11 protein-coding genes and 1 pseudogene are annotated in these 14031 nt (G+C 33.1%); 7 read left to right on the forward strand and 5 right to left on the reverse strand.

Translation table 11 applies throughout. From position 1 onward, the window contains the following. The first annotated feature begins 208 nt into the window (after positions 1–208). The 7 genes and pseudogenes from PSE72_RS18635 (at position 209) to tnpA (ending at position 7551) form a co-directional block, all read left to right on the forward strand. Positions 209–463: a helix-turn-helix domain-containing protein gene (locus tag PSE72_RS18635; protein WP_110593006.1), complete on the forward strand. Its 255-nt coding sequence runs from the start codon at positions 209–211 to the stop codon at positions 461–463. Between the two features lie 136 nt (positions 464–599). Further along, positions 600–1220 (forward strand): common pilus major fimbrillin subunit EcpA, encoded by a 621-nt coding sequence (gene ecpA, locus PSE72_RS18640; protein WP_110593007.1) that lies wholly within the window; start codon positions 600–602, stop codon positions 1218–1220. Between the two features lie 86 nt (positions 1221–1306). Beyond that, complete coding sequence (locus PSE72_RS18645; RefSeq protein WP_110593008.1) at positions 1307–1990, forward strand: hypothetical protein; 684 nt, start codon at positions 1307–1309, stop codon at positions 1988–1990. Positions 1991–2009: 19 nt separating this feature from the next. After that, complete coding sequence (locus tag PSE72_RS18650; RefSeq protein WP_198635236.1) at positions 2010–4505, forward strand: TcfC E-set like domain-containing protein; 2496 nt, start codon at positions 2010–2012, stop codon at positions 4503–4505. Between the two features lie 66 nt (positions 4506–4571). Next, positions 4572–6125 (forward strand): fimbrial protein, encoded by a 1554-nt coding sequence (locus PSE72_RS18655; protein WP_442958896.1) that lies wholly within the window; start codon positions 4572–4574, stop codon positions 6123–6125. A gap of 66 nt (positions 6126–6191) precedes the next feature. Next, positions 6192–6863, forward strand: coding sequence for a fimbrial protein (locus PSE72_RS18660; RefSeq protein WP_110592917.1), 672 nt, complete (start codon positions 6192–6194; stop codon positions 6861–6863). A gap of 250 nt (positions 6864–7113) precedes the next feature. After that, a pseudogene (gene tnpA, locus PSE72_RS18665) lies at positions 7114–7551 on the forward strand (IS200/IS605 family transposase). A gap of 262 nt (positions 7552–7813) precedes the next feature. On the opposite strand, the gene PSE72_RS18670 reads toward tnpA, so the two are convergent. The 5 genes from PSE72_RS18670 to PSE72_RS18690 form a co-directional block, all read right to left on the reverse strand. Beyond that, positions 7814–8323, reverse strand: a complete 510-nt coding sequence (locus PSE72_RS18670) for a fimbrial protein (protein WP_272691070.1) — start codon at positions 8321–8323, stop codon at positions 7814–7816. Between the two features lie 44 nt (positions 8324–8367). Continuing rightward, positions 8368–9384: a fimbrial protein gene (locus tag PSE72_RS18675; RefSeq protein ID WP_272691071.1), complete on the reverse strand. Its 1017-nt coding sequence runs from the start codon at positions 9382–9384 to the stop codon at positions 8368–8370. 12 nt (positions 9385–9396) lie between these two features. Next, positions 9397–11940, reverse strand: coding sequence for a fimbria/pilus outer membrane usher protein (locus PSE72_RS18680; RefSeq protein WP_272691072.1), 2544 nt, complete (start codon positions 11938–11940; stop codon positions 9397–9399). Between the two features lie 97 nt (positions 11941–12037). Beyond that, a complete protein-coding gene (locus PSE72_RS18685; protein ID WP_272691073.1) occupies positions 12038–12754 on the reverse strand; it encodes a fimbrial biogenesis chaperone in 717 nt (238 codons plus the stop codon). 63 nt (positions 12755–12817) lie between these two features. Then, positions 12818–13360 (reverse strand): fimbrial protein, encoded by a 543-nt coding sequence (locus PSE72_RS18690; RefSeq protein WP_272691074.1) that lies wholly within the window; start codon positions 13358–13360, stop codon positions 12818–12820. Positions 13361–14031 lie beyond the last annotated feature (671 nt).

Raw genomic sequence — 14031 nt, forward strand, 5'->3', positions numbered from 1 at the left:
TCATACGCTTATAAAAACTAAAAACACTCCGTTTACGCGTAAAATTGGTATTTAGTTGATATTTATCACGTTTTAATGACTTTTTGATTGCTTCTATCTATTGTTATGTTGTTTTTGATTGGTTATAACACTTTTACTCTTATTTTAATATATTTATTATTAACGAAAATTAAATATGCAGAAATTAAGTTTTTATAGTAGGCACCATATGAAAAATAATATACTAAGTAATAGAGTAGGTTGCTTTTTAAGAAAGGCTCGTAAAGATAAAAACTTAACAGGAAAAGATGTAGCTAAATTAATAAATGTTAGCCAGCAGCAGGTATCGCGTTATGAAACAGGGATGACTTCACTAACATTAGATCAGTTAGATCAGTATTTAATTGTATTAGATAAAAAATGGATTGAACTATTTAAGTATATGGAGAGTGAATCAATTAGAAATAAAGCAAAAACTTCTTAATTTTATTTTTTAATAATAAAAGTTTCTGTGTTAATTAATAACATAGGATGATTATATTTTATAAAAAGCACGGTTAAAAGTGTTTTTTATACTATGTAATTAATTTTTGATGTTCATTTTAATTAGAGAGAATAATATGCTAAATAAAAAATTGGGTACTGTTTTATTATCAACAGTTATTGCAGCTTCTTTTGCTACCGTTGCTAATGCTGAAACTCGTACTGCTCAAGCAACAGCAACATGGCAAGCAACAGCAATTAAAGATACAACGAGTATGTTAGTTGTTACTCCATTAAAAAGCCTTACTTTTAATTATGCCGAAGGTCAAAAAAGCTTCAATCAGCAAAACGGCGCATTTGATATTGCTATTCAAGGCCAGTCTGGTGCTACAGATTTTAAATTAGCATCTAAAATTATTGCTAATACTTTAGCAAGAACAACAGATGATTCTAAATTAACAGTAGGTGTTAAATGGAATGGGGAAGATTTAACTAAAGATTCTGATACTGTATTAATTGATACATCTACTGGATTGACTTCAGGTTTAGACAATTTAGCTGCTGATGGTGTTTATAATAGTTCTGATCGTGCAACAGATCGTGGTGAATTCACTTTTGTGATTGCAAATGCAGAAGCTGCAGGTGCAGCAACAGACTTTAGTTCTCTCACAGACGGTACATGGGATGGTGATGTGAAAGTTCAATTTACTGCAACTTGGGATGGTTCCTTTACTCCAGCACCTAATCCAGAATCTTAATTTTTCCTAAATTTTATAACTGATATTAAGATAAAGATATTATAAGGAAATAATATCTTTATCCTTCTATAAATAGAAATTTTATTATGAAAAAAATAATTTTTGCATTAATTTTATTATCAATTCTACCATTAAAAAACAGTTTTGCTGTTAATGTAGGTAATATTACCGAAATAATATCAGCTGATGAAGATACACTAGCAAAAGAAATTGAAAATACGGTTGATACAGCAAGGTTAGTAAATTTAACAATAGAAAAAATCGATTCTCCACTAGAAAATGGAAAAGTTATTTCTGTAAATGACCCTAATGAAATTTTATCAACACCTGCAAACTTAATTCTTCCTGGTAAAGCAAAAGATGTATTTAAGATTATTTATCAAGGTCCAATGGATGATAAAGAACGTTATTATCGATTAAATTGGAAAGATGATCCTATTGGTGAAAGTGGTGTAACAAAAAGTTCAAAATCAGCATCAGCTACAACATCGGCAACAATTAGTACAATTCTTGTTGTTTCACCAAGAGTTGAAAAATTTAATTATGAATTTATTAATTCACAAGTATCTAATATTGGTAATAGCTCATTCCGTGTAGTGGCTTCAGGTCCTTGTTTAGCAGAAAAACAAAAATATGGAGTGGATGGAATCTGTCGCGAGCGTTATTACCTCATGCCACATTTAGCCGTTAAATTACAATTTGTCGATGTGAAAAATAAAAAATCAAGCGTTGGTATTTGGCACAAAGGAGAGTTCATTGTTGTCAAATAATTAAGAATGGACTTAAATTATGCGTAAGAGTGCTATTGCTTTATCAATATTGAGTATTGTTTTTTCGAATTCAGTTTACGCCAATGGAATTAAAAGCATAAAAATTGGTGGATATATTATTCCTCCTGCGTTTGTTAATGCGCTAGAAGAAGGAATGTCTGTTCCTGTTTTTTTACGATTAAATGATGATACTAAAAAGAATCAAAGTGATAGTAAAATTGCAGATGCAGTCATTGTTATTGAACAAGATAAAATTAAATTAGCAAGCATTCATCTCATTGAAAATAATAAAGGCGCAAAGCTTAATAATTTATTAATGGATAACCTTGAAGGCCTGCAAAATGTTATTTTTAATGGTGAAAACAATATCGCTATTGATAATAATGCAACACTTCAATTAAACATTTCTTCATTTAATTTATCATTAGATGTTGATAAAACTGCATTTTCACCAAAAGAACATGAGAGACAGTCTTTACTAGGAAATTCTTCAGTTAATTCATTCTCAGCGGTAGCTAACTATGATTTAGGTGTATTTCAGAGTCGAGTTAAAGATGCTAAAGACTCATCTAGTAGTTATTTCAATTTAGATACATTATTCGCAGCAGCAGAACATCATTTTAATGTTAATGCCTCAGCATATAGTATTGGAAAATCTAATTCGAATATTGAGCTATATCGTGCAATGTACGAAAGAGACTTTAACGGACTCCGTTTTGCTCTTGGATTAATGAGTACTTGGAATTTACAGTCCATTGCCAGTTTAACTGCTCTTAGTAGTAGTAAAATTTATGCAGCTTCAATAGGGAATAACTCTGCCAGTATGGTGACAAATAAACAGCAATCACTCACGCCGATTTATGCTTTTTTAAATAGCCCTGGTGAAGTCCGTATTTATCGACAAGGTAAATTATTAAATATTCAAAATTTTCCAATGGGTAATTTTGAAATTGATACAAGTGTATTGCCATATGGTATTTACGACGTCACTATCGAAACAGTTGTAGATGGTAAAGTTGTCACTACACAACAGCAAACAATTAATAAATCTTTTGGTGCGATAACAGGTAATTACGACAAACTGAATTGGGAAATATATGGTGGTTATATTGATTTTGATAAACGTCACTATGTTAGAGGTGATGATTCATATAGCCAAACGCCGGGGAAAAGTGCTTTAGCTGGCGTTTCTTTTGCATATAACTTTCCTGTACTATCGGGGGTTCGTTTCCAAATGTCAAATTATGGATTCGATAAATTTGTTGTTCAAGAAACAAGCGTAAATGCATCATTAAATAATTATATTTCAGTGGCTTGGCAAGGTTTATTGGATAACCATGGAAGTCATCGTAATATCACAACTATCTCTGTTAATATTCCTGAAGGCTATGGATCTTTGTGGGCATCTAAAGAAAAGACTATAGTGAGTGGTGAGTTACCACTCTACGATGCAGACAGTTATTCTTATGGTGGAACCATTAATTTTGACAAAATTATTAATAGAACAGGATCATTTACTATAAGTAATACGAAAGATAATCGTGTTGGTAGTGATTCTATTAACTATGAATACGCAAATACATTATTCTCTGGTCGCTATGGTACTGTTGGATTAAGAGCAGGCGTTCAGCGTTATCATTATGATAATCAAAACAGCACAAACGAAAAATATATTAACCTTGATTTTTCCTTACCACTTTCCACTTGGTTAAGCACTGGTGTTTCATCTACAAATGGTAATGTTAAAGCGAATATTTATGCGAATAAAAATTTTGAAGATTCGGTGATTACCAATGCAGGGGTTTCCGTTTCCAAATTAGTCAGAGATAAAGATAATGGTGAATCTGATTTTTCAACATTAGGCTATGCTTCTTATGATACTAAATATAACTCAGGTACTGTGACGATTAATCGCCCCGATAATGATAGACTTAATGGCAACTTAACCTCTCGCGGCTCTGTGGCATATAGCGACGGCATGATCACGCCTAGTGGTCAGCAAGGTAAATCGGGCGTTATTATTAATTCCGATATAAAAGGTAGCGGCAGTATGGTCGCAAAAGTAAATGGACAAAATTATCCAATTAGTGGAAAAAATACCTTTATTCCGTTATCTCCTTATTCTGATTATGATATTCAATTAATGAATGACGGCAAATCAAAAGACAGCTTTGACATTATCTCTGGGCGAAATAAATCTGTCACGTTATATCCTGGAAATATTGCTCTCTATCAGCCTGAGGTCAGACAACTTATAACAGTTTTTGGACGTCTAAAATCGCCTGATGGTGAATATATTAAATTTGCTGCAATTAGAAACCATATAGGGCATACAAAAACAGACGCAAATGGTGAGTTTTCTATGGATGTTGATGTTAGATATCCAGTTATATCGTTATTACAAGATGATCAGCAAACTATTTGTGAAGCAGATTTAGATCTTCAAGGCGCAAGAGGTGCATTGTGGGTCGGAGAGGTTACTTGTGAACCTCAGTCTAGCTTGGCAAAAAGATAATAGGGTATTTTAATGAGAATAATTCTTAAATTAACATTAACTACATGTGTTATTGCTAATTACTTAATGGCATTTAGCGCTCTCGGGGCAAATGTAACAAATAGCTATGTTTTTGTTGAAAATAATGTGGATAACGAATATTTCATTACTCCAAGAACAACAGATCCTCGTTTCTCAGGTTCCAATAAATTTACTAAATATGCGGGAGCTTCTCAACTTAGTCTCGGCTATATGGGATATGTGAATACAGGAATTCAGGCTAATCGAAATATTGATATTTGGTTAGAAAACTCGCAAATAGACAAGCCATTTACAGGAAATCGATGCATGCGAGGCTATTGTTCAGATAACAGTGGTTACTGGCCAGCTCAGTACATCGGAAAAAATGGGGCTTATAAAATAGTCCAAAGTAATATTAATGGAGAATCTTATTACGCACGAGGTATATTTAGCGATTCAGCCTATCATTACTTTCTTCAATTACCGGTAGGTACAGTTGAAAATTATAGTTACAGAGCTTGTATGACTAATATTGATTATGACCCAAGCAAGGGCGAGTCTTGTCAAAGTGTTGGTGGGAATATTATAGCCTCACACGAATTTAATATAACAAAGTCAGGACATATAAAATTAACATCAACAGGCGCATTACAAGAAATTTTTATTGACAGTAATGGTAATCCTAATATAGGTTTGGGATCACAATTTTGTCGAATAGGCATTATATCAAATCAAAATGGTATTATCTGTAAAGTAATTGATCATGAAACAACAGGTGATATATTTGCAAATATTAGATTGGCATTAACCATAAATCGAACATTAATACCTTTTGCACCAGCTGCAAATACTATATTAATAGGCCCGGATGATGGTAGTAATAGCTGGTATTATTATAATACAACATATCCCGCAAATTATTACTTTAAAAGTAATAATAAAAATGTATCAATATTTTTATCTAATACTTTTTTAAAACAATTAATTACTTCTGGTGTTGATTTTACTAATAGTCAGGAGTTTTTTACTTTTTCTTTTACAAATACTGCTGTACCTCAATCCGGTTACTATGAGTTCACTCCATCAAATACATTGATTATAAAACCCAGAGATTATGGTATTAGTATTATTCCAGCTGATTTTAATCCTAATCAATCTAAAACAGGGAAAGTCGGTAATGATGAGCCTCCTATCGAATTTAATTATATAGTTACAACGAGTGGACCACGACAAGCTGATTCTATAACAGCTAAAGTAGAAGGGCCTATGACTACGCTTAAAGGCCAACCATATTGTTTATTTAGCTCAAATGATGATAAATTTAAAGTTCCTTTTTCTGCTTATCTTTCATTTAAAAATAGTGATGGCACAGATGCAAAGTTTAGAGCTAGTTGTGATAGTAATGAAATCTCTCTAAAAAATGCTTTGTGGTCTGAAACGCCTTGGGATAAACCAAATCAAGATTTAGGTTCATTTTATAGAACAAATTTAGATTTATCCTTTCCAATGAACGAGTCGAATTCTTTTTTCACTTTAGATGGAATTGATTGGTTAGGGTCTGTCTCTGCTACGGGCAACGTAACTGTTAAGGCCATTTGGACAGGGCCAGATATTCAATAATCTTTATCTTGGGCTACATAATGTTTTAGTAGCCTACTTTTTTTATATAAATTTAGATGATTAGTTATGAAAAAAAATCTATGCAATATAATAATATCTTTAACTTTATTTTTTAGTGAAAGTGCACATGCATTATATATAAACTCAGATATATCCTCTATGGAGTCAGGTGAAGAATTTTTTTCTAAGTCATATATAAATGATACAAAAAAAACAAACTTATATACATTTTCTGCGTATAAAATAGATAAGCCTGGTAGCAATGAACATGGTCAGCCAATTGAAAATGGTGAAATAATATTTACACCTCTTAAGAAAATTTTGTTACCAGAAGAGCAGGAGTTTTTTAAAATTTTTTATAGAGGAAAGAAAGATAGTATTGAACGGTATTATAAAATTACTATTAGTGAAACATCATTAGACATCACAAGCGATGACAATAAGAATAAAAAACCATTATTCTATCCAACTGTAAGCTTAGAAACATACTTTGTAGTCAGGCCATTGAATCCAAAATTTACATATGAGTTTGAAAAACAGACTGGTAGTATCAAAAATACGGGTAATACTTACTTTCGAGTTCTGATTCATAAGAGTTGCGATATTGATGAAAATGAAGAGCCTTTAGTTCTTTATTTACTACCTAATCAACAATTCCAAAATGATATTCTAAAGAGTAAAGGTCATAAGTATATTGTTATTTTTAATAAGTATTATTCTATAGGAAATTGCGATTAATTATACGATTAAATTCAAAAGCTGATACGATAATGCCGTCCAATGTATTAATTTAACATAAGATAGATTGAGCGAATCTAAGTTGTAATAGCAAAGTTATAATATCAGTTATAAAGACTATTCTAATATTTTATTGTCAGCCTTAAACCACCTCCTAAGGAGGTGGTGATTGACCCTGTGAGGCTATAGCCTGAAGGAAACCCATGTTAAAAAACTACCTCTTACTCACCACTAGTAAAGAGGAAATAACATGGGGTTATACAGAAGTTCATCACATGTGTATTGGCGTTGCAAATATCATCTAGTTTGGACACCTAAATATCGTTATAATATATTGAAAGATAAAGTAGGAAAAGAGCTTTATAGAACAATTTATATTCTCTGCAATATGAAAGACAGTGAAGTATTGGAGCTAAATGTTCAGCCAGACCATGTTCATTTAGTTGTAATGATCCCACCTAAACTATCAATATCAACACTAATGGGAGTCCTGAAAGGACGTAGTGCGATAAGGTTATATAATCGATTTCCACATATACGTAAGAAACTTTAGGGTAATCATTTTTGGGCTAGGGGATATTTTTCTGATACGGTGGGGGTTAATGAAGCCATCATTAGGCGTTATGTAAGGCATCAGGATAAAGTTGATCAAGAACTCGACCAACAAATGGAATTGTTGGAGGATTAATAAAGAATATAGCCCCCTTATAGGGGGCCCAATTTAAAGCCACCTCTTTTAGAGGTGATATTTTACTAATGCTATTTAATAAATCAGTTATCTAAATAGAGGTAAATTTAGCTACCTCCATTTAGTAAATTGATCCAATGAATGCCAGATTTTAGTATGAAATTAAGTGAGCTATTAAGCTGGTAACTCTTTATTATGTATTTTTGTTCATTTAAATAGTTGAAAAGATAACCGTCATCAAACTATTTAAATAGATATTAATTTAATTATAGGATAAAGTAAAATTAATGTCAGCGTTAGCTTCTCCTTCAGTGACTTTGCCAGTAGCCTGATAAGCAGCATAAAAAGTTAATGTTGTTGCATTTTCTGTTGAAACGATTTTACCAGATGACGCGGAGTTTATATCTATTCGCGACGTTTTATCACTATCATAAAGTGCAATTCCAATATTTCTTGCCCCCCCTGCTTGTAATGCAATTAACTGTGGATTTTCTGTTAGTGATTCTCCCGTAAATGTTACTTGAACATTTGTGTAATTTTGTGGACAGTCATCAACAGTTAATTGAAAAGGAACCAATGGTGTTGTTTTTCCTATATTATCTAAATACTCTGTGCTAAAAGTTCCTAAAAAAACTGATGGCGTATTAACTAAGTTCACTGAACATGCGCCATTTTTTATAACTCCTGAAATATCGAACCTAATATCACTTGCTTGGGCAACGATAGTATATCCCAATAATAATCCGATTACACCACTACAAAATATACGCATTCAACCTTCCTCTTTGTAATAATTGGTTATATTCACTATCAAGGTTATTGATATGAAAACGTCACTGTAGCTGCTGCATTTGCAGTTCCTGGTGTTACAGCTGTTTGTGTGCGAATATATTTAAAATTTAATGGGATTGTTATTGTTTGGCCCGTAGTCGTTGTTTTGTTCCCGATTGAAAATTGGTTAGTATTTCCTTTTGCTGAACTATCAGGGCCAAAAGCTCTTGCTATGTTATTATAGAATACTTGTATACCAATCCCTTTTGCTGTTGAATCTGCTGTTAAGTTTAATTGGTCTGTTGTATTACCTGCGTTAGATGCATCTGTAATTGTCATCCATGGAACCACGTTTGAATCACATTTCAGCTCAACCGTTGTCGTGTAGGAGCCAAAGGTCTGATTTACAGCAGGTAAATCCGTCGTGATATATTCTCCTAATGGAATAGATACACTAGGAGATGACTCAACTTGACAGCTCAAAGCTGATACATTAATTGCTGTAGTATTTACATAAATATATCCTGTCTGTACTAAACTGGCATTTTGATAACACCTAAAATCAGCAATCTTTCGTCCTACAAACGTATTGGCACCCGATTCAAGAGATCCTGGTAGTTTTACAAATGCGAACTGTACCATTGCACCCAAAGTCTGAGCTTGATGAGAACTACCAGAAAATGGATATACAGTTGTTTCTATATTTGTTAATGGAGTCCAATTAGGGTTGTTTGTATCCTTTGCCCCCATGATCCAGCCAACACTTGGAATATTAGTTGAAAATATACGATAATTTGTTCCTCCGAGTGATGTAGTATAATTAGTTGCTGTAGAGGAGGACACAATAACTCCTTTAGTCATATTGGGATAAGCACAAAACTGCTGTTTCCCTGATGCATCCCATTCTCCTGTTAATAAAGATAAATCTGTTATAGAATCTACAGGGTTCGTATACGTAATTGTACTTGGTGTTAAGGTTAAGTCTGCTGCGAATGCGCATGTATTAAACATGCCTATCATAAATAGTGATATGGAAAATTTAATATCGTGTATTTTCATCATGTTATTCCGTGATTATTTCGAGGTTTGTTCTGGTATATGACATTCTACAATTACCTGAAGAACTGGCTGTTTCTTATCTTGTGGCAGTATAAAATTACCCTTACATTGTTGATTTTCCTCTGTACCCCATTGAGCCACAAGCTGCCCTTGTTCTGGTAACCCACTTAAGTAGACTTCGCCATGCGCATTAACAATCCCTGATACATATACGGATGTATCTGATTTTGTATTATCTTCTAAAGTCGCTACTGATCCAAAAGGTATAGGTTTTCCATCTGTCACCAATGTAACTAATGCTCTCCAACCTATGTGGGTTTGAAAATCAGCGTAAACTACAGCGCCTCTAGTTGGTATGACTGTTGTACTATTATTCACTAAATCTATTTGATCCCCCAAACTACTGACATCCAGTTGGATTCGATTTCGCTGATATGGGATTAAATATGGTACAACCGCATATCCTGCCGAATTGGTTGATATCCCAGTCCGATTCTGAATAGAGACCCCTTCTGCATCAGGTGCATTCACTATAGCAATAGTGTCACCTAATGATTGGGACAGGGTGATCCCTTTAGGATGAGCGACTAAACCGCCTTGAAGGCCATAATTTATCCTATGATAGTTTGAGTTATAACTGACCCCGCTATTTACTGTACCATTAGGCCCTTTATAAGACATGGATGCATTGCCACTGTTTTGCTGCCCTTTATTTCCATAGCCTTGTTGTATTTGATAATTCAGAGTATTATCTAATGCATTTCCACTAAGGCCAACTTGCATTGAGGTCATCCCATGATTATCTGTACTCATTATTGTGTTAATACGGCTGTTTGGTAACAATAAGTTGAAGGGAATATTAAAATTTATAGCAATAAGTTGATCTGCTGATTTTCCATTTGGTATATCAGAGTATGTGTAATTTATCCCGTAGCTTATATTATCCCAACTCGTGTTATACCCAGCACTTACGGTCTTTTCTTTACCTGAACGACCCCAATAATCTTGTTGGTAGCCATTAAGATAAACTGAACCATAATCTGTGAATGATTGATTGATAGTTGCTTGAAGCTTAGAACGTTTATTAAATCGAGTTTGACGAGAATATGTATCATTCGCCTCTGCAAAATCATAATATCCTTTAGTTGAGTAATGATATCCCGCTAACGTTACTGTTGTTCCTGTACTCAGTAAGCTTTTCGCATATTGAAATCGGTAAGATTGTCCATAGGATTTATTATATATACTAGGCTCTTTAAAGTGAGTATGGGCATCTGTCATATCAATAGAAAGCGCACCATAGCTACCTATATTGAACCCTGTTCCTAAAGCTACAGCTTGATAATCAGCAGAATAGAGAATTCCTCCATAAAGTGTAGTGTTCCAAGGTAAACCATAGATAAGTGTTGATTGGGCAAAATGTGGCTCTTTGATTCGGGAGTTACTTCTCCTATATTTACCAATGCTAACATTATAGTTTAATTGCCCTTCACGCTGCATAATAGGTAAAGAAGAAAAAGGAATAGCAAATGTTTGCTCACTACCATCTATTTCAGTAATAATAATATCCAGATTCCCGCTTGCAGAGCTTGGATATAAGTCTGTAATTTCAAATGGCCCTGCCGATACATATGTTTGATAAATTACAACATCATTTTGTTTTATTGTAACTTGAGCTTCACTTCGAGCAATCCCTCGCACAACAGGTGCGAATCCCCTCAAGCTATAAGGCAACATGCTATCGTCAGATGCTAATTTTCCTCCCGTAAATTGAAAACTATCAAAGATATTTCCTGCTGTAATTGTTTCACCTAATGTCAATTGACTTTTTAATAGGGCAATATCACGTTCTACGTATGTATAAATATTATCCCATTGATGATGATTTTTATTATGTGTATAAACACTATAATTACGGGTACGCCATCCTCCTAAATTCACCCCGCTTCTCAAACTTAAAAATTCAGCATGCTCATCTTGATTATGAGCCCATGTTTTTGATCCTGAAAAATTATAATCTAATAGAAAAGCAGGAACTCCCTGCATCCAAAGTGCTGGTGAAACCGCACCACGAGCAGTTGTTTTCATAGCAATTTGTGGAATATTTAGAAATAATTTTTGTTGAGAAAAATCAAAGTTTACAGTTGCATGAGGAATTATATTTTCAATAGAATTGATCACCGTTTCATCTGATAATTTATAAAATGCTGGTGAAGCATGACTATCTACACCCCACTCAATCCATTGTTGTTTTGTTAATACAGGGAGCAGCTTACCATTGTCTCCGTTTACAAAATCGAGAGTATAAGTTCCAACAGTGTCATGATTCAGATAAACATTAACAGTATAGTGTCCAGATAGTTGTCCTTCACTTTTAGAGAAAATATCCAAGTTATCAATATCTGCTATAGATTGTAATCCTCTTTTATCTAATGAAGCTGGACTAAAATAGTCCTTTCCATGTGAGAATTGACTACTGAAAATAGTAATAAATACTGTGATATATGGAACGCAAACCTGCAATGGGAGGAGTAATTTAATCGTTTTGTTTAAGCACATTATGATAAATTCATATAATATAGTGGAATAAAAGAGTTACTCAATCTTAAAGAATAAGTAGTGCTCATTAATCTAATAATCTGTATGTGTATATAAACTAGCGGAGAGATTGAGTCCTTGTTGCCGTTTTTCCACCAAAATCATTGATAGCTGACCAAGTTACTAATATAGGAACTGAATTATTTATTTGAGTAACTTCCCAATTTTGTTCAGCAAAAGGAGAAATCATACCCGGTTGTTCAATCTCATTTTTATTTACAGTTAAAGTTTGTAGTGAGATATAAAATGGGGTTGGATTCTTTGCTAGTAGCTTTCCATTTTGATAAGTAAAAGAAAGATGTTGATAAGCTGTTGCAGCATCTTTTTGTAATAAATCAAAAGGGCGATAAAATAATTTAATTCTACTATTAACTGAAATTAATAATTGATTCTGCGCATCGGGATTAGAGGCTGGAATAGATTTAATATTTAGCCAATATACACTTTCACGGTCGTTAGGTAACTCCTTTACTTTTACAATTCGCAATGAATTCGATGCATCTCCATTTAATCGAAATAAAGGAGGAGTGATAATAAAAGGTAAATCTGATTTTTCATTTCCTCTTGTGAATGATGTGTTATCTGGTTCTAGCCATGACTGAATCAAATAAGGTACCTTATCGGGATTCGAGATTGAAATAGATACTTCTTTTCTATTTTCTTCATATACAAGACGTGTACCTGCAATCATAATTCCTGCATTGCACGAAGCCGCGAAGAAAAAAAATAGTGCAGAGCAAATAATATGAAATTTAAATTTATTAAAAATATTCATTAGCATAATTCCTTAGTAGATCTAAGCTTATCCTAAATTAGGATAAGCTTAGATCTTTATCGATTACTCGTATGAAATATCGATTGTCACATCAGCATTTGCTGCGCCACCACCCACAGTAGCATCTGTAGTCATATAACTAGCATAGACCGTGACATCACCACTTGAACTTGTCAAAGGAACAGTTAGAGATTGTGTATTTGGTTCGATAAAATCTGTTGTACTACTAGTTTTATAAAGTGCAATACCAACGTTTGAGGCTGCATCAACCCCTGATTGAATAGCAAATAACTTACTGTTTGTGGTATCCGCCTGTCCATTAAAGCGAATATTAGCCTGTGTAATATCCGGGCAGCTTGATAATGTGAAAGTTATAGGTTTTAAGTCTGTTGTGGCACCAACGTTATTAGCAAAGTTTTCTGTAGCCCAAGTTCCAAGTGGAACTGATACCGCTGTAGTACTATTAGTATTGCTGCCGTTAATATCTATTACGCATGGAGTTTCTGTAAATGCTCCTCTAAATTGAATTGTTCCATCAATTGCTAAAGCGCCACACGCACTGGCAGATAAAATAGCCAGTAGTGTAATTCTCTTTATATATATCATTATAATACTTCCTTTAGTAATTTTTAATAAAATGTCATTTTAGTATATAAAAAATTTCACTTCTCTTTACAAAATTTATACATTTAATTTTATATTGCTAAAATAACGAGTCGTTTTTTCAGTTAACTCGGTTACAATTATAAAGGGTCATTTTTTGTAGGTGCAAATTTGGAAAAATGTGCCTATCAATAAAAAGTATAATTGTTAAAACTGTTACATATAATAAATAATTATATAAAACAGAGTGTTAAAGATGGTTTGTTTTTATGTTTATTTTTTTATCTCAATAAATGATATATTTAATTGGCTTTAAACTCTTTTTTTTTGATAAAAAAGGTTTGATTTTTTGTAATTAATATAAATTTATATATAAACATATTTTGTAATAAAAATAGCTATAAATTCATCTTAATACTCTCAGTTTGAGTTTTTAGTTATTTTATTGTCAGCCTTAAACTACTGCCTAAGGAGGTGGTGATTAACTCTGTGAAGCTATAGCTTTAAGGAAATTATGTTAGAAACAACCTCCGTACAACTGAAGTCCCCACAGAGAACTAGTTCTATTAACGTGATTTTTTAGTTACTAAATTGTACCGGTTATCCAGTCATATATAGTCTTGAAAAGGCATAGCTAAAATAAACATAAGACTTATTGTTACGTTTAAGACCTC

Origin of the sequence: Providencia sp. PROV116 (genome assembly GCF_028482485.1) — a bacterium.
Taxonomy (GTDB): domain Bacteria; phylum Pseudomonadota; class Gammaproteobacteria; order Enterobacterales; family Enterobacteriaceae; genus Providencia; species Providencia rettgeri.

Bases quoted from the DNA above. Each gene is read 5' to 3' on its own strand.
- PSE72_RS18635 (WP_110593006.1), top strand. From the start codon at position 209: ATGAAAAATAATATACTAAGTAATAGAGTAGGTTGCTTTTTAAGAAAG.
- ecpA (WP_110593007.1), top strand. From the start codon at position 600: ATGCTAAATAAAAAATTGGGTACTGTTTTATTATCAACAGTTATTGCA.
- PSE72_RS18645 (WP_110593008.1), top strand. From the start codon at position 1,307: ATGAAAAAAATAATTTTTGCATTAATTTTATTATCAATTCTACCATTA.
- PSE72_RS18650 (WP_198635236.1), top strand. From the start codon at position 2,010: ATGCGTAAGAGTGCTATTGCTTTATCAATATTGAGTATTGTTTTTTCG.
- PSE72_RS18655 (WP_442958896.1), top strand. From the start codon at position 4,572: ATGGCATTTAGCGCTCTCGGGGCAAATGTAACAAATAGCTATGTTTTT.
- PSE72_RS18660 (WP_110592917.1), top strand. From the start codon at position 6,192: ATGAAAAAAAATCTATGCAATATAATAATATCTTTAACTTTATTTTTT.
- PSE72_RS18670 (WP_272691070.1), bottom strand. From the start codon at position 8,323: ATGCGTATATTTTGTAGTGGTGTAATCGGATTATTATTGGGATATACT.
- PSE72_RS18675 (WP_272691071.1), bottom strand. From the start codon at position 9,384: ATGATGAAAATACACGATATTAAATTTTCCATATCACTATTTATGATA.
- PSE72_RS18680 (WP_272691072.1), bottom strand. From the start codon at position 11,940: ATGTGCTTAAACAAAACGATTAAATTACTCCTCCCATTGCAGGTTTGC.
- PSE72_RS18685 (WP_272691073.1), bottom strand. From the start codon at position 12,754: ATGAATATTTTTAATAAATTTAAATTTCATATTATTTGCTCTGCACTA.
- PSE72_RS18690 (WP_272691074.1), bottom strand. From the start codon at position 13,360: ATGATATATATAAAGAGAATTACACTACTGGCTATTTTATCTGCCAGT.